Raw genomic sequence first — 20,134 nt, 5'->3', positions numbered from 1 at the left:
GCTGACGATGGCCGGCGTGATCCAAAGCAAGAAAGCCGCATGTTTTGGTGGCGTGGGGCCCGCCTGCTGCGGTAGTTTCGATAGAACCGACACAGAGTCTGAGGTCTTACCATGATCATCTATCTGCATGGCTTTGATGCCACTAGCCTTGGCAATCATGAGAAAGTGCTGCAGTTGCAGTATATCGATGATGATGTGCGCTTCGTTCATTACAGCACCGTTCATCCCCGTCACGACATGAGTCACCTGCTCAAAGAGGTGAAGAAACAGCTCGACATGAGTTCGGATCCCAAGCCCCTCATCTGCGGCGTGGGCCTGGGAGGATACTGGAGCGAGCGGATCGGTTTCCTGTGTGGCATCAAGCAGGTCATCTTCAACCCCAATTTGCACCCGGAAATCAACATGGAAGGGCGCATCGACCGGCCTGAGGAGTATCAGGATATAGGCACCAAATGTGTGTCAGAATTTCGTAATAAAAACTCAGGAAATTGCCTGTGCATCCTTTCCGTCCAGGATGAAGTGGGTAATAATGCGGACATTGAGCGTGAATTGAAGAATTATTACAACATCGTGTGGGATGAGACAGAGAGCCACAAGTTCAAGAACATCTCTCATCACCTGCAGCGGATGAAGGCCTTCAAAGAGGCCTGATGCAGTCACGTCATGGAATTCAACTTCAAGGGAGCCGCCGGCTCCCTTAGCTTTAAATGAGACTGAGGAAATTCACCATGACCAATATCGTTGTCGTCGGCGGCGGGGCTGGCGGACTGGAGCTGGCGACCAGCCTGGGCCGCAAGCTGGGCAAGAAGAACAAGGCGCAGGTAACCCTGGTGGATCGCAATCGCACCCACCTGTGGAAACCCCTGTTGCATGAAGTGGCCACCGGCTCCATGGATGCGGGCATCGATGCCCTGAGCTACCAGTCCCATGCCAAGAACCACGGTTTTGACTTCCAGCTCGGCAGCCTGACCGCCATCAACCGTGATGAGAAGCGCATCGTACTGGCCCCCATCCACGATGAGGACGGCAAGCTGGTGGTGCATGAGCGTGACGTGCCTTACGACATCCTGGTCATGGCAATAGGTTCAGTGTCCAACGACTTCAATACCAAGGGGATCCGGGAGCACTGCATCTTCCTGGACAGCCCCTCCCAGGCACACCGCTTCCACGATCAGATGATGAACCGCTTCTTGCAGTTCGCGACGGAATACAAGGAAGGGGACAAGGTCAAGATTGCCATCGTCGGTGGCGGCGCCACCGGGGTCGAACTCTCCGCCGAGCTCTACAACGCGGTGGAGCAGCTCTATGCCTATGGCTTCAAGAACCTCACCACCGACAGCCTGAAGGTGAGCCTGGTCGAAGCGGGCCCGCGCATACTGCCTGCCCTGCCAGAGCGCATCAGCGGCGCAGCCCACCAGGAGCTGGTCAAGCTGGGGGTGGATGTGCGCACCGGCACCATGATCACCGAGGCAACGGCCGAGGGGCTGCACACCAAGGATGGCGAGCTTATCGAAGCGGATCTGATGGTGTGGGCCGCTGGCATCAAGGCGCCGGACTTCATGAAGGAGATCGCCGGGCTTGAGACCAACCGCATCAACCAGCTGGTGGTGCACCAGACCCTGCAGACCACCCGTGACGAGAACATCTTCGTCATCGGCGACTGTGCGGCCTGTCCGCAGCCCGATGGCAAGTTCGTGCCGCCTCGCGCCCAGTCTGCTCACCAGATGGCAACCCAGGCCTACAAGAACATCCTGGCCAAGCTGGCAGGTGGCGAGATGAAGCCTTATCTCTACCACGATCACGGCTCTCTGGTCTCCCTGAGCCGCTTCTCCACCGTCGGCAGCCTGATGGGCAACCTGATGCGCGGCTCCATGATGGTCGAGGGCTACATCGCCCGTCTGGTGTATATCTCCTTGTACCGGATGCACCAGGTCGCCCTGCACGGTTATGTGAAGACCGGCCTCATCATGCTGGTGGGGCGCATCAACCGGGTGCTGAGACCGACCCTGAAGCTGCACTGAGTCATTGCACCTCGCCCATGGCAGTGGGCACGATGAAGCAAGGGAGAGGCCAGGCCTCTCCCTTTTTTTGTCTGTTGCTGGGGGCAGTCACCAGCAGGCTGAGGGGCAGACGCAGTCGCTGTGGTTTCATCCATATCCTTGTTGAGTCAATCTTGATGATCCGCGTGGCGCTTCGCACAACCTGTGCTGACCTCGTTGAGTTTGAGTGAATCCAATGAGCATGCCATGAGGCATGTAAAATCATATTTTCATGGTAAATCAATGTCTTGTTCTATTCTGGCCCATTCATGATTTGCCCATGGGAAGCGGTGAGGGGTGTCGTTTTGATACCGGCCTGTTACTCTGGGGACTCAGCGCATGGTGCGCGATCACCACGACAAGGAGATCCCATGATCCTCTCAACCACCCCCACCCTGGAAGGTAAAGCCATTCGCGAGTATCGCGGCATCGTGGTCGGCGAGGCCATCCTCGGCGCCAATGTGTTCAAGGACTTGTTTGCCGGTATTCGCGACATCATAGGCGGACGTTCCGGCGCCTATGAGAAAGAGCTGGCCCGGGCCCGGGAGATTGCCTTCGATGAGCTCAAAGAGCGCGCCCAGGCGCTGGGCGCGAACGCCGTGGTCGGCATCGATCTCGATTATGAAGTGGTCGGTCAGAACGGCAGCATGTTGATGGTGAGCATTAGCGGCACTGCCGTGGTGATCTGATGGGCCCCCTTTTTCCTCCCAGACTCAAGCACGGGGAGTGCATCGGCTTCTTTTCGCCCTCCAGCGCGGCAACCGCCTGGGCGCCGACCCGTTTCGCCCGGGCCAGAGAGTATCTTGAGGGGCAGGGTTTTGTGCTCAAGGCGGGCAGCCTGACGGGTCAGCAGGAGAGTTGGCGATCCGGCTCCATCGCGGCGAGAGCTGCCGAGCTCAATGCCCTCATTCGCGACCCGCAGGTGCGCGCAATCATGTCGGTGATCGGCGGCAGCAACTCAAACTCCCTGCTGCCCCATCTCGATTACGAGGCGCTGCGCCGGGATCCCAAGATAATCATCGGCTACTCGGATGTGACGGCGCTGCTGCTGGGCATTCAGGCCAAGACGGGGCTGGTTACCTTCTACGGTCCCGCCCTGGTCGCCTCCTTCGGGGAGTGGCCACCCCTGGTCGATGAGACGTTGGCTGCCTTCCTTGGGATCTGCGCTGGCGAGGCTTGTCCCTTGCCCTATCTCCTGCCGACCCCAACCCACTGGAGTGAAGAGCGGCTCGATTGGGAGAGCCAGAGCCGCGCCAAGCTGCGGCAGGAGAATCGACTCATCAGCCTTGGCACGGGCAGGGTGCGGGGTCGATTGATTGGCGGCAATCTCAACACCCTGGCAGGGATCTGGGGCTCCCCCTATATGCCTGCCATCGAGCAGGGGGACATCTTGTTGCTCGAAGACAGCCTCAAATCCGCCGAGACGGTGGAGCGCAGTTTCGCCCACCTCAAGCTGTGCGGCGTCTTCAGCCGGATTGGCGCCCTGCTGCTTGGCAAACACGAGGGCTTCAACGATCAGGGCAGCGGCAAGCGGCCCCTCGATATCCTGCTGGAGGTGATTGGCGAGCCTAGCTTCCCCATATTGGCTGAGTTTGATTGTGCCCATACCCACCCCATGTTGACCCTGCCCCTGGGGATCCAGGCCGAGCTGGATCTTGACCGCCAGCAGTTGCGACTGCTTGAGCCTTGGTGCTCTTGAGCGCGCTTGATGACCCCATGGACAGGTGAGAAAGAGGCCGCCTGGGGCGGCCTCTTTTCTGATGCATCTCGCCCGGCCCGGTACCAAGGGGCACGGCGAGAGGGGCCCTTGGCAACGGCGCTGGCCGTCAGGGCAGGCTGTCCGGGCGGAAGCTCTCGCGGATCTGCGGTACCAGGGGCGCGGCCTTGAACCCCTTCTCTTCCCCCAATACCGGATGGAGCAGCGGCTTGTCGGCCAGCGGCGTGAGATCCCCGGCCAGCAGGGCCCGGGTCTCCTGGCCCATCTGATAGAGCTGGCGCACGGCGCCAAACTGGCGTTCGAGTTCGATGCTGCCATCATCCCGGGTGAAGGCCATCATGGGGATCTGGTAGCCGGCATCCCGGGGGGCTTGCTTGCCATGAATGCCCTCGCTGGCCGACATCAGGAAGGGCTGATGATCGCCAAAGGCGAGCACCAGATAGCGCTTGTCACTGCCATCGAGCACCTTGAGCAGGTATTCGAGGGACGCCATGGCATCGACCACCCCCGTGTAGTAGGTATTGAGCAGTTGCCGCTGGGCCGGAGCCATGTCCGGGCAGGCCTTGTCGAGTTCCTGGGCCTGATAGCGGGCCGCATCGAAGGGGCCATGGCCCTGCATGGTGACCGCATAAGCAAACAGCGGTTGGCTGTCTTGTTCGCTGCGCCTTAGCAGGTGATCGATGAGGGCATGGTCCGAGACATAGAGTCCCTTGTGCTCCAGGCTGGTGAAACGATCGATAAACCAGCGCTCCTCATAGCCAAGGGCAGGAATGGCCTTCTCCCGCCCCCAGAATTTCTCGGTATAGGGGTGGGCGAACAGGGTGCGATAACCGCTCGCCTTGGCGGTCTGGGCCAGGCCAGGCACCCGGTCACGCAAGTAGTAGTAAGGCACTATGCCCTGCTTGAGCAGGCCGACCGGCAAACCGGTATTCATCTCGAACTCCGCCAGCACCGTCATGCCTCCCGTGGTGGGGGAGTGAATGGTTTTTTGCCACTGCTGCACGCTGGCGGGCAGGTTGAGGGTGGGGGCGGGGGCACAGATGTTGGCCTTCCAGTCGAGCCAGAGGGATTCGTATTGCAACACGATCACCAGATCCCAGCGTGGCGCCGTCTGGTTTGGCAGCTGGCTCAGCTGCGGGGTGAGATCATTGGCCTGCAACGGATAACGGAAGATATTGCCGCTTTGCAGCATCTCGTTGACCAGGTTGAACAGGTAGAGGCCGGGGCCCGAGCGGATGATGTCCCTGTGATAGTTGACCGCCCTGTCCACGTAGCGGATGTTGGCACCGAGCAGCAGATTGCCCGCCTGGGTTGCGAACACGCACAGGGCGAAGAAGGCGACAGTGGCGGCCAGGGCGCGCAGCACCCAGCGGGACAGGGCGAAATACCAGCAGAGCCCGATCAGCGCCAGGCCTGTCAGCCAGGGCAGCACGGGATGCTGTTCGGTGAGGATCCGCGCCAGGGCCAGCAGATTGCCGAGATCGTCCCCGCCAAGGGGCACGCCATAGATGGCAATCTTCATGAAATTGGCGAGCAGACCCACGGCGCATAACAGGGTGAATATCAGCCCCATGTAGAGATTGAAACCGGCAAGGGCGCACAGTCCCCAGCCAAGCACCATGCTGCCCCATGCCAGGTAGTAGTGCTCGGGTCGAAAGCCGGACCAGAGCAGGAACTCACCGACCCTGAACACCACGAAGCCATGGAGCAACACGAAGGTGAGGTTGCCGAGCAGCAGGCAGCCGAGCAGGCGCCACCAGAGGTTCTGGCGCAGCAAGGGCAGGCAGATGCGCAAGATGGCGGCGCAGATCAGCAAGGCCAGCCCAAGGCTTATCAACAGGTAGCTGAGATTGAAGCCCTGCTCCGGCAGGGGCTGCAAGATCTGGCGAAACTCGCCGCTCTCCTCCCGGTCTGCCAGCAGCAGGCCGACCCTCAGCTGATAGTGGTTAGACAGCGCATCGTCCGGCGCCCTGAGCGTGCTGTTGATGTCGAGGGTACAGCCTTGCTTGCCACACTTTTGTCTCTTGTCGGCCCGCTGGCGCAGCTGATCGATACGCTGGCCCTGCTCGCCGAGCAGCTCGACCAGTACCCGATCGCTGGCTTGCAACGGCTTTCTCAGTTGCCACTGGCTGTGGACCACCAGATAGAGACCGCGATTGTCACTCTTGTAGAGCAGGGAGTGGCGCACCAGGGTGGCGACCGGGTTGTCGGCCGGGCCCAGTATCAGCGGCGTGGCCGGGCTCAGCAGGTTGGCCGGGCCCAGCTTTGGCAGCAGCAGGGTAAACAGCAGCAGGATAAACAGCAGTGCCAGGGTCAGGGCTGGCAGCAGAGAAACCCGTAGGGAATGGCGGCCGGGGTGAGAGAGAGACATAAGGGCTCATCCTTTGAGCGTTGCGAGGCAGACTTGGCTTGTTTTAATTTTGACCCGATGGTGCTGGGCTTGTTCCAGCTTGTCAATTTAATGACAGATAAATGAATTGATGCTGAAGCCTGGATGGCGCTTGTGTGATCGGGGTCCGCTGGCGGTGGCTCTTTCTGTGATGAAAGCGGCATCATCAGATGAAGGGGCTGGCGGGCCAAGCACAGAGCTGTTTACTCTCTCAATAACGATGGGGGAGGCTGCAATGAATCCTAAGGTTGTTGGACGCCAGGCGAGATTGCTGCAGATGTTGCAGCGTGATGAAGAGATCCAGATCGGCCGTGAGCGCGATTGCCCTCTGACCCTCGCACAGTTGCAAAGCCTGCACGAGGGGCACCCCGCCGTGCTTGAGGTGTATCACAGTGGCCTCACCGCCCAGGTGTTCCACCTCAAGGTCGAGGGGCATCACTGGTGCCTCAAGCGGCGCCTTCCCGAGTCGCGAGTGGCCAACATCGATGGCCAGACCGCCTTTCTCACCGAGCTGGAGCGCAGACGGGAGATAGAGGCCCTGCGCGAACAACACCCCACCCTCTTGCCCCATGTGGTCTGCACCAGCTTTGGATCGGCCCGGGCCGGCATACTGCTCTCCCCCTGGTTGCGTGGCGACCCTGTGCAGCGCCTCAATGAGCGTAATCTGGCCCAGATGCTGGCGGTACAGGGGGAGCTGGCGCGCTGGGGATGGTTTGACTGGGATCCGAGCCCGGGCAACCTGCTCGATGATGGCCAGCAGATCAGCGTGTTCGATTTTGGCTACATGTGGCCCTTCGACCCCCGCTTCGAGTTCAACTCCAATGGCCTGTGCGATCCGGCGTTTCATGTGGTGGAGAGGCTCGAGACCCGCACCCTGTCAGGACTCTGGCTCGGGGTTGCCAATCCGTTGCCGCAATTTGCCTACTGGCGCGGCCTCACCCTGGCCTGGGCCGAGCAGGAGCTGGCTCGCCTTGGCCGGGAGGGGGCCTGCGAGCCCGTGCTCGCGCGGCTGGTGGGCCTCGAGCAGGAGTGGCGCACCGCCCTGGCAAGCGAGGAGGGGCTGGCGGCCAACTGGCTCAAGGACATGTACCGCAGCCATTGGCTGGACGTGCAAGACGACCTCAGTGGCCAGAGCTGTACCCCGCTCACCCTCAAGCGTCTCGACTGGCTGGAGCATGCCCTGGGCCACTGCTATGAGGAGCTGCTTGCCGGGGGCACCCAGATCAACCAGAGCCAGGGTGAGCTGCTCGCCCTGCTGGCGAGCCAGCGCGAGCAGGCCAAGGGCTGGCAGCTCACCCCTGAGCGGGTGTGAGTCACTGCGTGACACCGCCCATCTGAGGCGCTGGCCACAAACAACAAGGGCGCCTGATGGCGCCCTTGTTGTCGTCAAGCCCGGCTGGCTCAGTCGAGCAGCTCCTGGTGCAGGCGATTCACTATCTGGTTAGCCTCGCCTTCGTTGACCAGGAAGCAGAGGTTATGGGCGCTGGCGCCGTAACAGATCATGCGGATGTTGTGATCGCGCATGGCGTCGAACACCCGGCTGCCGACCCCGGTTGCCTCGCTCATCCGGTTGCCGATGAGGGCCACCAGCGCGAGCCCCGTCTCTACCTTCACCTTGCACAGCTGACCCAGCTCGGCCAGTACCTTGTCGCCGAGCACGGGCTCACCGTTGCTCTGGCTGCCGGTGTGATCCAGGGTCAGCGACACGCTCACCTCAGAGGTGGTGATGAGATCCACCGAGATGCGGTGACGGGCGAGTATGCCGAACACCTCGGCCAGAAAGCCGTAGGCGTGGAACATGTTGAGGCTGTGCAGGGTGACCAGCACCTGCTGGCGGCGCAGGGCCACGGCGCGAAACAGCGGGCTGCTCTGGGTGCTGGCGCGGATCCAGGTGCCACCGGCCTGGGGATCCTTGCTGGAGCCGACAAACACCGGGATATCGCAGCGCACGGCGGGTTGCAGGGTGGAGGGGTGCAGCACCTTGGCGCCGAAGGTCGCCATCTCGGCCGCCTCTGAAAAACTGATTTCGGGAATGGGGCGAGCGCGGGTCACCAGACGTGGATCCGTGGTGTAGATACCGGGAACATCGGTCCAGATCTCGATGGCGACGGCGTCCAGGGCCTCGGCAAAGAGGGCGGCGCTGTAGTCCGAGCCACCCCGGCCCAGGGTGGTGGTGCGGCCATCGCCGTCGGCGCCGATAAAGCCCTGGGTGATGACGAGGGTGTCGCCGAGCAGGGGGGCCAGCGCTTGCTGGCACAGGGCGCGGCTGGCATTCAGATCCACGCTCGCCTTGCCAAAGCGGCTGTCGGTGCGCAGCAGTTGGCGCGCATCCTGCCACTGGGCCTTGACGCCGCGCTGGCACAATAGCTCGGTAAAGAGGCGGGTGGACATGAGTTCGCCACAGGCGATGAGGCGATCGGCCAGCTCGGCATCGGTGTGCTGGGTGGCTTGCAGCGCCATCTTGCGAATGTCGCCGAGCAGGCCATGGATGATGGCAGAGGCTTCGCTCGGCTGGCCGAGGTCTTGCAATATGCTCTGCTGGATATCGGCCAATTTGCCGAGCTGCGCCTCGCGCTCCCCTTCATCGAGCTCGCCCTGGGCCAGGGCGACCAGCAGGTTGGTCACGCCGGAGCTGGCGCTCAGCACCACCAGACGGGTTGCCGGGTTGGCCAGCACTATGTTGGCACAGTTGTTCATGGCGGCGGCATTGGCGACGCTGGTTCCGCCAAACTTGGCGACATTGAAAGGGTTCATTGCATGCTCCTGTCTAAATATCAAAAATCCGGATCCGTGGGGGAAATAGACAGGGGAGGGCAGAAAATGGCAGGAATAGCGAAGGATCCCGGCCAGAAGCGCTCCACCTGTAGAACCCATCCAGTACCCGACCAGAGTCTGGTGCGGGTATTGGATGAACACTACCGATGACAACCCGGGGGATTCAGCCCCCGTAGCCGACGATGAGAAGACCAGTCTCCTGCACCATCTCGGCGCTGCTCCCCCTCAATCGGCATCACTGGACGCTGGTGTCCTGCTCCGATCTACCTGGGCAACGCTCCTCTTCTGGCTCCATCCGCTGGGGATGGAGTGCAATTAGAAATAACCCGCGTTGGATTGCACTGTCAATCGAGTTTCGAAAAAAGTTCAATCTCCCATCGAAGACAGCACAAAATCAACAGCTTAAAAAATAGTCTTCGACAAAACCTTGGAGCGGCGCTGCCAGTTGTAGAGCCGCTGACGCTCCACCGGCAGGGCCTCGACCTCCAGGGGCTCGAAACCGCGCTCCCGGAACCAGTGGATGGAGCGGGTGGTCAGCACGAACAGCTGGCGTATGCCGAGCCGCTTGGCCCGCTCAGCCACCTTGGCGACCAGCTGATCCCCCCGGTTGGAGTTGCGATACTCGGGATGGATGGCGACGCAGGCCATCTCGGCCATGGCCTCTTCCATGAAGCAGTAGAGGGCGGCGCAGCCGATGATGAGGCCGTCACGCTCTATGATGGTGAACTTGTCGATCTCCATCTCCAGCTGCTCCCGGGAGCGGCGCACCAGGATCCCGTCCTCTTCCAGCGGGCGTATGAGATCCAGGATGCCGCCAATGTCCTCTATGGTGGCGGCGCGGGCCTGCTCGGCGCTCTCGCGCACTATCTGGGTGCCCAGCCCCTCGCGGCTGAACAGCTCCTGCAGCATGGCGCCATCTTCCTGGTAGCTGACCAGATGAGAGCGGGGCACACCGCCGCGACAAGAGGCGATGGCCGCTCTCAGGTAGCGAGCCGTGCCGGACATCTCCTCACCCGCCTGCTCCAGCTCAATCAGGTACTCCTCCGCCTGCTCGGGGAAGAGCTCGGAGACGGCCTGACCATGACGGTCCATGACCCCCTGGCTTGAGCTGAAACAGATCAGCTTGTCGGCCTTGAGATCCACCGCGATGCGGCGGGCCACCTCTTCGGAGGTGAGATTGAAGCTCTCGCCGGTGACCGAGCAGCCGATGGGGGAGATGAGCACCAGGTTCTGCTGATCGAGTTGGCGAACGATCCCCTCGACGTCGATGCGGCGCACCCGGCCACTGTGGTAGTAGTCGACCCCGTCATCGACTCCCAGGGGCTGGGCGGTGACGAAGTTGCCACTCACCACGCTGATCCGGGCGCCCTGCATGGGGGTATTGGCCAAGCCCATGGAGAGCTTGGCGGTGATGTCGAATTGCATACCGCCACTGACCTGCTTGATGAGGGCGAAGCTCTGATCGTCGGTAACTCTGATCCGCTTGTGGTACTGGGCGTCTATGTTGGCGCGGGCCAGGGCTTCATCGTTCTGGGGGCGGGCGCCGAACACCAGCACGAGGCGGATCCCGAGGGTCTGCAACAGGGCGATGTCACTGACAATATTGGCAAAGTTGGGATGAGCGACCGACTCGCCCCCCATCATGAGCACAAAGGTGGCGCCCCTGTGTACGTTGACATAGGGGGTGGACTGCCGAAAGGCATGGACCAGGCTGGGTTCACGTTCACGCACTCGAGATACATCCATAAAAAAACAGCAATGGGCCCAATATATGAAAATAAATTCACAAATCAAGACTAAATATTGATTTTGTGCGATTTATTGCCGATGAGGAGGCAGGGCTGGTCTACCTGAGGGAGATGACAGGGGCAGGATGGGCGCCAAGGAGAGTGGCCCCCGGGAGGCGAGGGCGGTTGATCCAAACGGGCAAACTCCTTATCTTCACAGCTCTTGCCGATATCAGGGACAGGCGGCGTGCCAGCGGCGCGAGCCTGCCTCGCTATTTAAGGATGAACAGATGGAACAGATGTTGTCAGCCGACCAGGCCCTGCCAGGTCGCGATGAAGCCATGGTGATTGGTCAGGTGCACGCGGTCAACGGTCACCCGACCCAGGGTCCCTGGCCCGAGGGCCTGGCCCGGGCCTGGTTTGGCATGGGTTGCTTCTGGGGAGTCGAGCGCCTGTTCTGGCAGCAGCCAGGCATCTATTCGAGCACGGCTGGCTATCAGGGCGGGCATACCCCCAATCCGACCTATAAAGAGGTGTGCAGCGGTCAGACCGGGCACGCCGAGACGGTGCAACTGGTGTTCGATCCGACGCAGATAAGCTACCAGGATCTGCTGCGACTGTTTTGGGAGCATCATGATCCGGCCCAGGGCATGCGCCAGGGCGGGGACGTGGGCAGCCAGTACAGATCCGTCATCTTCTATGCCGATGAGCAGCAAAAAGCGCTGGCCGAGGCGAGCCTGTCCGCCTATCAGGAGGCCATGGTGGCGAGCGGTGATACACGCACCATCACCACTCAGATAGTGCCGTTTGCTCCCTACTACTACGCCGAGGATTATCATCAGCAATATCTGCATAAAAATCCGGAAGGCTATTGCGGCCTCGGTGGCATAGGCGTCTGCCTGCCCCCCAGTCTGGCCCGTTAATGCCAGGAACGTTTCCTTTCGGAGCTTGTTATCAGGGGTTGCAAAAAAGTTGAAATAAAGTGGAACAAAAAAGGAACTTGCGGCCACAGGAGTAGACTAACTAGATAGCAGCCAAGGATGGCCGCGATGCCAGACACATGATGAGCCTCCCAACCATGATAGCAAGCGGGGCCGCCCTCCAGGGGGCGGCCCTTCTCATTTCCGCTTATCAATCAAAACATTGCGAGCCACTTGCCGGGTCAGTTTCCAAGATCAGAGAGCGTGAGGGAGCCAGAACCCCCCCTTTCATTTGACACCCTTTGCGGGTCGGGGTCAGTTGATGGAGCTGTCGAACAGGTTCTTGATAAGGTCAATAAATTCGTTCAAAAAAGCAAGTTGCGGCTCGGTCGGGGCCTGCAGCCAGACGGCGGAGAGCACCTCTTCCAGATCGGCGACCACCGCATCGGCCTCCTGCATCATCACGAAACGCAAGGTGGCATCGAGTTGGGGGTTTTGCTCGCACAGGGTCATCAGACTGCTGGCGACTCGCTCGCTGACCAGATCTTCTATGGTCAGGCTCCCTGGCCCCTGCTGGTGGCCCTCGAACAGACTGAGCCGTTCAACCAGATATTCAATCAGTGCTATGTAGCCATCACTCTCAACCACCATGGGGTCTCTACCTCATCGAAAAAATCAGGGCGTATTCTAGTGGCCAGGCTCAGCTTGGCAAGCTCATCCGTGTAACTTCAAGTGCAGGCGGTGACGGGTGAAGCTGACACCGCCCCGGCTTACCTGCTCCAATCCGTCCAGCTCAAAGCCATGGCGCAGGAACAGCGGGTAGCTGAACAGGCTCGCTTCGGTGTCGATGCACGTCAGGCCCAGGGCCCTGGCCTCTTGCAGCAGGCGGCGAATGAGCAAACTGGCCAGTCCCCGTCTGCGCAGCTCCGGCGCCACATAGAGCAGGCCGAGATGGCCATCCGGGCTCAGGGTGATAAAGCCCTGCAAGGTGTCGCCCTGCTCCAGTACCCAACCGAGATGAGCCTGCAACTGGTCGGCAAAGCCGGGATGCTGGCCCCCCCGGGCCCACTGCTCGACCTGCTCCGGGCTGTAGTGCTCGGGGCCAAGTTCGCGCACAGTGCGCTCGAACAGGGCTGCGAGGCGCGGGATGTGGGCGGCGCACAGTGGCACGCAGCGCAAGGTATCAGGCTCTTGGCTGCCTGATGATGGTTGCGATATCGTCATGATTTCACCGCCTGCGGTCGTTTGGCCTTGGGCAAACCCGCCACCACCCGCTCATAGGAGTGCAGGATCCAGCCCTGCCAGAGCTCGCTGTCCAGCTTGTCGCTCAGGGTCACCGTGTTCCAGTGCTGCTTGTTCATGTGCCAGCCGGGTTTCACTTCGGGGTGGATCTCGCGCAGCAAGAGCGCCAGCTCAGGCTCGCACTTGAGGTTGATGGTCAGCGGCTCGGCCTGCCAGTTGACCAGGGCGAACATCTTGCCGGCGATGCGATAGACCAGGAACTCCGGGCCGAAGGGGGTATCCTCCTGGGCGCCGGGCAGGCTGAGCAGAAATTCACGCAAAAGAGAGAGGGTCATGCGGGGCTCCGTGCTGGTCCGATGATGAGTGACAGCATATTCAGCGGGGCGCCCCTTCTGTTAATATGCCCGCCGAGTATATCCCCCAACCCCCCGGGAGCCCATAAGATGTTGTACCACAAGACCTTTGAGCTTGGCCCCGATCGGGATTGGGTGGTGTTCGTGCACGGCGCCGGTGGCAGCTCCAACATCTGGTTCAAGCAACTGCGCGCCTATCGGGAGCACTTCAACGTGCTGCTGCTGGATTTGCGCGGCCACGGCCAATCCCATCAGTTGCAGCAAGTGGTCAAGGGGCACTACAGCTTTCGGGCCGTGACCGAGGACATCCAGCGCCTGCTCGATCACCTGCGCATTCCCCGCGCCCATTTTGTCGGCATTTCCCTTGGCACCATCCTCATTCGCCACCTGGCCGAGCTCTGCCCCGAGCGGGTCAAGAGCATGGTGCTCGGCGGCGCCATACTGCGCCTCGACATCCGCTCCCGGGTGCTGGTGCAGCTCGGCCGGGTCGGCCAGCACATACTGCCCTACATGTGGCTCTACCGGCTGTTCGCCTTCATCATCATGCCGCGCCAGCACCATCAGGAGTCCCGCAACCTGTTCGTGCGCGAGGCCCGCAAACTCTGCCAGAAGGAGTTCAAACGCTGGTTCCGCCTCGCCACCGAGGTGAACCCCCTGATGCGCTACTTCAAGGAGCGGGCCCTGCCGATCCCGACCCTCTACCTGATGGGGGAGGAGGACCATATGTTTATCGCCCCGGTACGCGAGCAGGTGGCCCGAGACCCCTACAGCCAGCTTGCGATCATCGAAGCCTGCGGCCATGTCTGCAACGTGGAGCAGCCGGAGCACTTTAACCGGCAGTCGTTGGCGTTTTTGTCCAGCCAGACGGTCGCGGCATAGGTGGTTGAGTTGAGCGAGGTGAAGCAAAACAGCGAATTGCCTCGTTGTTACAGAGTTCGATAGCGACCATCGACAAAAAGATAATCGACCCGAGAATTATCTCGAGACTGGAGAGGTTCGAACGTTCCATCCACGATCGTCCGAATACGCTCCGCTATTCTAACCTACGCCAGATATATAATTTCAAACGCCATCCTTTATTAATGCTGTTTTATATTCATCGAATAGATTCTTAAATTCCCTTGCGGATTCAGGTTTGCTGAACATATATACTTCATTTAAACCAGATTTAGATTTCAGATGTAGTTCACCATAACGAACAATAGGGATTTGATAGTTGTCAGTAAAACGCTTGTCTCTGCTTCCATCTTTATTAGATTTTGCCCATGCATGATCGATAACCTTTGAATCTAAAGGTACCTTTTCACTCTCGATGAAATTAACATATGAGAAGTCAATGGTTACGTGTTGTATGTCAATTAGGGCAATATCATTATTGCTTTCCATAAATATAAATTGTGGATAGATATGTAAGTCGTCACCATTTGCATTTCCGAAGTTAAGCGCCTGGTAGTCACAGAGTATTTTTGAACTATCTGATAGCTTTAGCCTCACTTCCTTTCTCTCTATAACATTGTCTGCTGCCGTCCTTTCAACAACTCGGTCAATCCTTCTAGAGGTTGTAATATCCCATGCTTTATCTATAGATATCAAGTTATTGAAGTGATGGCTCAGTGAGCCAAATATGCTTTCAAGCTTATCTGATATTTGTATTTCAAGTCCCAGTTGGTGCTTTTTAATTTCACTATCTAACTCTGCTGACTTATCTCTTAGGGTGAGCAAGGCAGATTTTTTAGATGATATATTCTTCTTAAAGAGAAATTTTGCCGGGAACCAATTTATCCATGCTAGACTGGATTCAGTATCTTTAATATTTATATTTATCATATAAGCATTTTCTTGTAATTTTCTTCTGCTCTGTTCTATGTCATGTAACATATTTTTCAAATCAATCAGGTTTTGAGAAGATAACTTACCTACCACTTTGCTCTTAAAGTAAATTTTATCTAAGTCAATCATATGTACTCACATGGTAAATATTAACAATGGAGGTCTGAGAATACTGCGTCAGGCTGTTGTTATATGAATAATTCACGTCACGGTAGGTTCGATTAGCGAAGCGTAATCGGACTTTCGCGGATTTTTTTGGTCTTGTAAGTCGATGATAAAAATCATATGTAACAAGGCAACAAAGGGTCCAGCTGGAGATGGTATCAATCACCTATCAGCCTGTTGAGTGAAAAATCACCAAAAGCATGGGGTTTGAATGATTCTTTGAAGCCGATCAGATTTTTATGGTGCTCAATACCCCGTCATCTCCAGATAACCCAGCCCTTGCGCATCCCCCTCCACGGTCACGGCCCCCTCCCAATAGTCAAAACGCCCCGTCATGGCCTGATTAGGTTGGCGGGCCTTAATAATGAGATTCAAATCGGCGGCCTTAAGCTGCCATTCGATGGGGTAGGGCTGACCCTTGGGGCCGCGCCAGGTCTTGCCCGAGGTGAGGACGATGGATTCCGGAGCGAGCACCCGGCTGCTGCCGTCCCGTTCGATCAAGATGCCGTAGCGGTTCTCGGGCTGGTTTTCGGGATTGGCGCGACCCGCTTTGGTGCGCAGGCGAGGCGCTCAGGCCGCCACTTCCCATATCCAGGGGCTGGTCGTTCAGGTATTCGGGGTATCGGGATAGGGCAGACCCTTACCAGTCTCAAGGTAGCGCTTGAGACTGGTTCCGATAAAGTAGGCCCATCCCTGCTGGCAGATCTCGAAGCAGGGGGAGGCGCGATAGCCGGTTTGTGCGAAGGCGAGGCGGGTGCCCCCCTGCTCTGGGTTTAGGGAGAAGCTGATGGTGGTGCCTACCCAGGCATCGGTATCCTGCATATTGGAGCTGGTGCAGCGCCACAGGACCCTGTGACTCACTCTGTCTTGTTCCATATCGAGTTCGACGCACCAACCATAGCCACTCCAGCCAAATACCCCCCTGCCAGCCACTATGCGGGCCTCAGCGGTCCACCACCCCTGGATCTGCTGCTGCTCCATCAGGGCGGCCATGACCTTCTCCAGGGGGGCCTCGATCCAGAACGAATGCCGAATATCACGCATCATATCAAGCTCCTGTCATCTCTTGGATTGCATCCCGATGGGCGGGTGGTGGGTAGCCAGATTGCTCCTCTGCAGGAGAGGGAATTAGAGGGTAGCCCCTTGTCTGGCCTGCGGCCATCAATACCCCGTCATCTCCAGATAGCCGAGCCCTTGTGCATCCCCCTCCACGGTCACAGCCCCCTCCCAGTAGTCAAAGCGACCCGTCATGGCCTGATTGGGCTGGCGTGCCTTAATAACGAGATTCAAATCGGCGGCCTTCAACTGCCACTCGACGGGGTAGTCTTGCCCCTTGGGGCCGCGCCAGGTTTTACCCGAGGTGAGGACGATGGATTCCGGGGCGAGCACCCGGCTGCTGCCATCGGGCTCGATCAAGATGCCGTAACGGTTCTCCGGCTCGCTGCGACCTTCCTTGGTGCGCAGGCGAAACAGCATCAGCTCGCGGCCATCAATGAGTTGCAGGGAGAACCAGTCCCAGCCCGATTGCCAGTCGGCCAGTACCGAGCTGCTCCACTCGTGATCGAACCAGCCTTGCCCCGTCACGGAGCGCGCCTCCCCGTCGAGGGTCAGGGTGCCGGTCAGCGCCAGTCTGGGGTAGGAGTAGTAGAGGGAGGCGTTGCCCGGGCTCTTTTCGCTGTAGCCCCCCTTGCCTTGCAGCACCATGGGTTTAAGGGCGTTTACTCGCAGCTTCAGCTGACCAATCTTGCTATCGACCCTGAGGGTTGCCGGAAAGAGATCAGCCCCTCGGGTTGTTGCCTGGGATTTCAGTGACCACTCCCTGAGCCAATATTCCCCCTTGCTGGCCCCCGCCAGCCCCGGCCCCTGACGGCTGCTGCGCTCATCCTGGCGGTGGCGGCCACGGGCGAGATCCGTGATGGCGAACTGCGCGAGCCAGAGCTGGGGGCTGAGCCAGGGATTGCCGCTGGCCCCCCCGCTGTTGGCGGATATGCCCTGGCCAGCTACGCCGTGGCGAAACAGCGTCCACTGCAGGCCATAGTCACGCCCCTGTTCATCCTTGAGGTTGCCGGTGAGATACCACCACTCGGATCTGTAGTCCGGGTGGGCCCCGTGATCCCGGGGCAGTTGCACGATCTCCCCCGGTTTGACCTTTCGTGCGCCATCCTCTTGTGCGCCGAGCACATTCCTTAACGGATCGGCCCGGGCGAGGCTTGGGGCCAATAACGCCAGCCAGAGCGCCACCACCACTGAGCAAAGCTGCTTGTTGGTCGGTGTGACGAGTCCGGCCAGCGGATGAGCATGGCGGGTCTTGCACAGTTGGCTCTCCTTGCCGTTTGCGAGTGCGACGTGCCTGCCTGCGTGGGACTTGTTCATATGGCCTTCCTTGCCACCGGCGATGAGTCGGCCAGTGCCGAGGGGCTGATTCATATGGGCTTCCTTGCCACCCGCGATGAGTCGGCCAGTGTCGAGGGGCTGATCCATGGGGTTCTCCTTGCCGTTTGCGAGTGTGATGGGTAGGGGCTGATTCATATGGCCTTCCTTGCCGCCAGCCAGGCGGCCAGAGCCGAGGTGAGCGGCGCCAACAGCAGGGCGGTGGCGGCGTGCAGGGGGGCGGGTTCAAACACCAGGGTCCAGCCAAAGGCGCGGGGGTTGACCACCTCAATCAAGATCCAGGCCAGGCCATAACCCACCGGCAGGGCCAGCAGGGCGGTGAGCAGACCAAGGCCCGCCCCTTGCAAGATGAGCAAGCGGCGGCAGCGGGCAGCGGTGAAGCCCAGGCTTTGCAGGGTGCGAAACTCCGGGGCCCGCGCCAGCCCCAGCACCATGAGCGACGAAGCGATGCCAATAAAGGCGATGCCGAGGATCAACAGTTTGAGCAGCTCGGTCACCGCAAAGGTCTGCTCGAACACCTTGAGGGCGGCCGTGCGAATGGCGGGGGCGAACACTTGGCTGGCACTGGGCTCAAGGGCCCGCAGCCGCTGACTCAGGGCCTCAGGGGTGGCAGTGAACAGCGCCAGGGAGTGCGCCGCGCCCGCCTCGAACTCATGGAGCAACTGGCCCTTGTCACTGCTGTAGTCGCGATAGATGCCGCTTATCTGTACCTCTCTGGGCCCGCTTGATGTCTCAACGGACAGCCTCTCCCCGACCGTCGCGGCAAAGTGGTTGGCGAAGGGCTCGCTGGCCAGCACCTGATCGTTCCCCGTGGGCCAGTGTCCGGCCAGCAGAGGATAGGCGCGACGCATGGGAGAGATCAGGTCCATCTGTACCCACTCTATCGCGTGCTCGCCGACGCGAGCCAAGGTGGTGCTGCGCCGGGATAGCTGTGTCAGCTCGGGCAGGGCTTGAATGGCGGCCAGTTCATCTGCGGCAAACCAGCCCCGCTCACCGGGGCCGCGGGCGGGGGGGCTGACATAGAGGTCCGCCACCAACCGCTGGCCGAGCCAGAGCTCCACGCTGGTGCGAAAGCTCGACACCATGACCCCGATGCCGATAGCAGCGGCGATGGCCAGTTGCAGGGCCATCAGGGCGATGGCGGTGCGGTTCAGGTGATAGCGGGTCTCGGCCAAGGCCAGACGCAGGGAGAGGGGCCAGGAGTGGGAGCCCTGGTTGGCGAAGCGGCTGAGGAGCCCAAGCAGCCAGCGCAGTCCCTCGGGCAGCCAAAGCGCCATGGCCAGCAACCAGGCCGCCGCCATCAACAGTGCGCCGATAAGACCGGTTGCTGGCCAGACGGCGCAGAGCCCGCACAGCAGCAATAACCCAGAGGCCGTCGTGCGGCGCCAGCGGGTGCGGCCAGGGGGTTGCGGGGGGCTGTCTAGCAGGGTCAGCGGCGGTTGGCGCAGCAGCTGCCACCAGCCGGGGAGGGCGGCGAGCAGGGCGCCCCCCATACCGATAGCGGCGGCCTTGAGGGGCACCCAGGGCGAGAGGCGCAGCAGCTCGATGGGGTTGGGGCCATAGAGGCTGGCCAGGCTCTGGGAGACCTGGCCCATCAACGCCTCGGCCAGCACCATGCCCAGCAATATGCCAAGGCCGGTGCCGACCGAGGCGATGAGCAACAGCTCCAGGGCGAGCAGGCGCAGCAGCCGATAGGGCGTCGCCCCCAGCATCAGCAACTGGGCCAGTTGCGGGCGGCGCACGCTCTGCACGAAGCTCATGGCGTTGAACACCAGGAAGAGCCCCACCGCCATGGCGAGCAGGGAGAGGGCGCTGAGATTGAGGCCAAGGGCATCGCCGAGCTGACTGGCGTCCAGGACCGGGCTGATGGGCACCAGCCAGAGCGGGGCGGGCAACAACCCCTGCACGGCGGCGACCTGGGGGGCCGTCAATTTGAACAAGATGGCGTCGAGTCGCCCGCGCTTGCCGGTCAGCTCCTGGGCGATGCCGATGTCGGTGATGATCAGCTGCTCCATGGGCAGGGCGCCGGGTGAAAAGGTACCGGCCAGGGTGAGGCGCAGTGGCGCCGCCCCCTGGTTGAAGCGGTGAAAAGTGCGCGTCTCGCCGACTCGCCAGCCCAATCGCTCGGCCTCACTGTTGGCCAGCCAGACGCCGTTTTGCGCCAGGGCCTTCTCCCCTGGGCGCAGCGAGAGGCCGGGCAGTGCTTGAGCCGCATCCTGGGAGAAGAGGGATCGCAAGGGGCCCGGGTTGAACAAGTCCATGCCGAGCAGTTGCAGGCTGCGTCCCTGCTCATCCTTGAGCCAGTCGCGGGTCTGGGGCATGGCCTCGAGTCCGGGCAGACTGCGCACCAGTTTGACGTAGAGGGCCTCATCGAGCAGGGCGCCGGGCGGAGACGATAGCCGGTAGTTGGCCTCCCCCGCGAGCTGGCTGCGGGCGGCGAGGAAGTTGCTGCGTGCACTCTGGTTGAGCAGGTCGATGGCCACCACCAGGGCGCTGCCGAGCAGCAGCCCGCACAGGCTCATCAGCAACAGCCAGGGATGACGGCGGTAAAGCCTCAGCAAGGAGCGAAAGATCAGCATGGTATCT

The 20,134-nt window shown here is 60.4% G+C and carries 18 protein-coding genes, 1 pseudogene and 1 riboswitch; of the genes and pseudogenes, 7 read left to right on the top strand and 12 right to left on the bottom strand.

Going from position 1 to position 20,134, the window contains the following annotated elements:
• Positions 1-111: 111 nt before the first annotated feature.
• Together ycfP and BN1130_RS11625 are read left to right on the top strand one after the other, a co-directional pair.
• Positions 112-651 carry an alpha/beta hydrolase YcfP gene (ycfP, locus tag BN1130_RS11630; RefSeq protein ID WP_042042189.1) on the top strand — a complete coding sequence of 180 codons (540 nt, stop codon included), beginning with the start codon at positions 112-114 and terminating at the stop codon, positions 649-651.
• A 77-nt stretch (positions 652-728) separates the two neighbouring features.
• Positions 729-2,021, top strand: a complete 1,293-nt coding sequence (locus tag BN1130_RS11625; RefSeq protein WP_042042188.1) for an NAD(P)/FAD-dependent oxidoreductase — start codon at positions 729-731, stop codon at positions 2,019-2,021.
• A gap of 1 nt (position 2,022) precedes the next feature.
• Here BN1130_RS11625 and BN1130_RS23045 read toward each other — a convergent pair whose 3' ends face one another.
• A complete protein-coding gene (locus BN1130_RS23045; protein WP_269745811.1) occupies positions 2,023-2,151 on the bottom strand; it encodes a hypothetical protein in 129 nt (42 codons plus the stop codon).
• A gap of 259 nt (positions 2,152-2,410) precedes the next feature.
• Between BN1130_RS23045 and BN1130_RS11620 the strand changes: the two genes are divergently transcribed.
• Complete coding sequence (locus BN1130_RS11620; protein WP_042042187.1) at positions 2,411-2,728, top strand: heavy metal-binding domain-containing protein; 318 nt, start codon at positions 2,411-2,413, stop codon at positions 2,726-2,728.
• Entirely contained in the window at positions 2,728-3,738 is a 1,011-nt protein-coding gene (locus BN1130_RS11615; protein WP_042042186.1) for a S66 family peptidase, read from the top strand. Before BN1130_RS11620 ends, BN1130_RS11615 begins: the two co-directional genes overlap by 1 nt.
• A gap of 127 nt (positions 3,739-3,865) precedes the next feature.
• Here the strand turns inward: BN1130_RS11615 and BN1130_RS11610 are convergent, their stop codons facing one another.
• Complete coding sequence (locus BN1130_RS11610; protein WP_042042185.1) at positions 3,866-6,127, bottom strand: LTA synthase family protein; 2,262 nt, start codon at positions 6,125-6,127, stop codon at positions 3,866-3,868.
• A 253-nt stretch (positions 6,128-6,380) separates the two neighbouring features.
• Between BN1130_RS11610 and BN1130_RS11605 the strand changes: the two genes are divergently transcribed.
• Entirely contained in the window at positions 6,381-7,457 is a 1,077-nt protein-coding gene (locus BN1130_RS11605; protein ID WP_042042183.1) for a protein kinase family protein, read from the top strand.
• Positions 7,458-7,546: 89 nt separating this feature from the next.
• Here the strand turns inward: BN1130_RS11605 and lysC are convergent, their stop codons facing one another.
• Together lysC and argA are read right to left on the bottom strand one after the other, a co-directional pair.
• On the bottom strand, positions 7,547-8,899 hold the full coding sequence (lysC, locus tag BN1130_RS11600) for a lysine-sensitive aspartokinase 3 (protein WP_042042180.1): 1,353 nt from the start codon (positions 8,897-8,899) through the stop codon (positions 7,547-7,549).
• 88 nt (positions 8,900-8,987) lie between these two features.
• Positions 8,988-9,213, bottom strand: a riboswitch (Lysine riboswitch).
• Positions 9,214-9,322: 109 nt separating this feature from the next.
• Positions 9,323-10,651, bottom strand: coding sequence for an amino-acid N-acetyltransferase (gene argA, locus BN1130_RS11595; protein ID WP_042042178.1), 1,329 nt, complete (start codon positions 10,649-10,651; stop codon positions 9,323-9,325).
• A 286-nt stretch (positions 10,652-10,937) separates the two neighbouring features.
• Between argA and msrA the strand changes: the two genes are divergently transcribed.
• Complete coding sequence (gene msrA, locus BN1130_RS11590; protein ID WP_042042177.1) at positions 10,938-11,570, top strand: peptide-methionine (S)-S-oxide reductase MsrA; 633 nt, start codon at positions 10,938-10,940, stop codon at positions 11,568-11,570.
• Positions 11,571-11,882: 312 nt separating this feature from the next.
• Here the strand turns inward: msrA and BN1130_RS11585 are convergent, their stop codons facing one another.
• The 3 genes from BN1130_RS11585 to BN1130_RS11575 form a co-directional block, all read right to left on the bottom strand.
• Positions 11,883-12,218 (bottom strand): DUF3802 family protein, encoded by a 336-nt coding sequence (locus BN1130_RS11585; protein ID WP_042042176.1) that lies wholly within the window; start codon positions 12,216-12,218, stop codon positions 11,883-11,885.
• A gap of 63 nt (positions 12,219-12,281) precedes the next feature.
• Entirely contained in the window at positions 12,282-12,791 is a 510-nt protein-coding gene (locus BN1130_RS11580) for a GNAT family N-acetyltransferase (protein WP_042042175.1), read from the bottom strand.
• A complete protein-coding gene (locus tag BN1130_RS11575; RefSeq protein WP_042042173.1) occupies positions 12,788-13,144 on the bottom strand; it encodes an MmcQ/YjbR family DNA-binding protein in 357 nt (118 codons plus the stop codon). The genes BN1130_RS11580 and BN1130_RS11575 overlap by 4 nt, the downstream gene beginning before the upstream one ends.
• A gap of 108 nt (positions 13,145-13,252) precedes the next feature.
• Here BN1130_RS11575 and BN1130_RS11570 point away from each other — a divergent pair, with 108 nt between their 5' ends.
• On the top strand, positions 13,253-14,041 hold the full coding sequence (locus BN1130_RS11570; RefSeq protein ID WP_042042172.1) for an alpha/beta fold hydrolase: 789 nt from the start codon (positions 13,253-13,255) through the stop codon (positions 14,039-14,041).
• 183 nt (positions 14,042-14,224) lie between these two features.
• On the opposite strand, the gene BN1130_RS21330 is transcribed toward BN1130_RS11570, so the two are convergent.
• The 5 genes and pseudogenes from BN1130_RS21330 to BN1130_RS11545 form a co-directional block, all read right to left on the bottom strand.
• The gene (locus BN1130_RS21330; protein WP_052448221.1) at positions 14,225-15,121 is read right to left on the bottom strand and encodes a hypothetical protein; all 897 of its coding nucleotides are present in this window, start codon (positions 15,119-15,121) and stop codon (positions 14,225-14,227) included.
• Between the two features lie 282 nt (positions 15,122-15,403).
• A pseudogene (locus BN1130_RS11560) lies at positions 15,404-15,721 on the bottom strand (lipocalin family protein); the annotation flags it as partial.
• 42 nt (positions 15,722-15,763) lie between these two features.
• A complete protein-coding gene (locus BN1130_RS11555; protein WP_042042169.1) occupies positions 15,764-16,204 on the bottom strand; it encodes an SRPBCC family protein in 441 nt (146 codons plus the stop codon).
• A 114-nt stretch (positions 16,205-16,318) separates the two neighbouring features.
• Positions 16,319-17,404 carry a lipocalin-like domain-containing protein gene (locus BN1130_RS11550; protein ID WP_370736612.1) on the bottom strand — a complete coding sequence of 362 codons (1,086 nt, stop codon included), beginning with the start codon at positions 17,402-17,404 and terminating at the stop codon, positions 16,319-16,321.
• A 278-nt stretch (positions 17,405-17,682) separates the two neighbouring features.
• On the bottom strand, positions 17,683-20,127 hold the full coding sequence (locus BN1130_RS11545) for an ABC transporter permease (RefSeq protein WP_042042167.1): 2,445 nt from the start codon (positions 20,125-20,127) through the stop codon (positions 17,683-17,685).
• Between the last annotated feature and the right edge of the window lie 7 nt (positions 20,128-20,134).

It is taken from the genome of Aeromonas rivuli, assembly GCF_000820045.1.
Classification (GTDB): domain Bacteria; phylum Pseudomonadota; class Gammaproteobacteria; order Enterobacterales; family Aeromonadaceae; genus Aeromonas; species Aeromonas rivuli.
This window is presented reverse-complemented; position numbering and strand designations above follow the sequence as displayed.

What these genes read in the sequence shown, in the direction of transcription:
- BN1130_RS11625 (WP_042042188.1), top strand. Translation starts at nt 729, where the DNA reads ATGACCAATATCGTTGTCGTCGGCGGCGGGGCTGGCGGACTGGAGCTG.
- lysC (WP_042042180.1), bottom strand. Translation starts at nt 8,899, where the DNA reads ATGAACCCTTTCAATGTCGCCAAGTTTGGCGGAACCAGCGTCGCCAAT.
- BN1130_RS11620 (WP_042042187.1), top strand. Translation starts at nt 2,411, where the DNA reads ATGATCCTCTCAACCACCCCCACCCTGGAAGGTAAAGCCATTCGCGAG.
- BN1130_RS11605 (WP_042042183.1), top strand. Translation starts at nt 6,381, where the DNA reads ATGAATCCTAAGGTTGTTGGACGCCAGGCGAGATTGCTGCAGATGTTG.
- BN1130_RS11585 (WP_042042176.1), bottom strand. Translation starts at nt 12,218, where the DNA reads ATGGTGGTTGAGAGTGATGGCTACATAGCACTGATTGAATATCTGGTT.
- BN1130_RS23045 (WP_269745811.1), bottom strand. Translation starts at nt 2,151, where the DNA reads ATGAAACCACAGCGACTGCGTCTGCCCCTCAGCCTGCTGGTGACTGCC.
- BN1130_RS11615 (WP_042042186.1), top strand. Translation starts at nt 2,728, where the DNA reads ATGGGCCCCCTTTTTCCTCCCAGACTCAAGCACGGGGAGTGCATCGGC.
- BN1130_RS11570 (WP_042042172.1), top strand. Translation starts at nt 13,253, where the DNA reads ATGTTGTACCACAAGACCTTTGAGCTTGGCCCCGATCGGGATTGGGTG.
- msrA (WP_042042177.1), top strand. Translation starts at nt 10,938, where the DNA reads ATGGAACAGATGTTGTCAGCCGACCAGGCCCTGCCAGGTCGCGATGAA.
- BN1130_RS11555 (WP_042042169.1), bottom strand. Translation starts at nt 16,204, where the DNA reads ATGATGCGTGATATTCGGCATTCGTTCTGGATCGAGGCCCCCCTGGAG.
- BN1130_RS11545 (WP_042042167.1), bottom strand. Translation starts at nt 20,127, where the DNA reads ATGCTGATCTTTCGCTCCTTGCTGAGGCTTTACCGCCGTCATCCCTGG.
- ycfP (WP_042042189.1), top strand. Translation starts at nt 112, where the DNA reads ATGATCATCTATCTGCATGGCTTTGATGCCACTAGCCTTGGCAATCAT.
- BN1130_RS11580 (WP_042042175.1), bottom strand. Translation starts at nt 12,791, where the DNA reads ATGACGATATCGCAACCATCATCAGGCAGCCAAGAGCCTGATACCTTG.
- BN1130_RS21330 (WP_052448221.1), bottom strand. Translation starts at nt 15,121, where the DNA reads ATGATTGACTTAGATAAAATTTACTTTAAGAGCAAAGTGGTAGGTAAG.
- BN1130_RS11610 (WP_042042185.1), bottom strand. Translation starts at nt 6,127, where the DNA reads ATGTCTCTCTCTCACCCCGGCCGCCATTCCCTACGGGTTTCTCTGCTG.
- BN1130_RS11575 (WP_042042173.1), bottom strand. Translation starts at nt 13,144, where the DNA reads ATGACCCTCTCTCTTTTGCGTGAATTTCTGCTCAGCCTGCCCGGCGCC.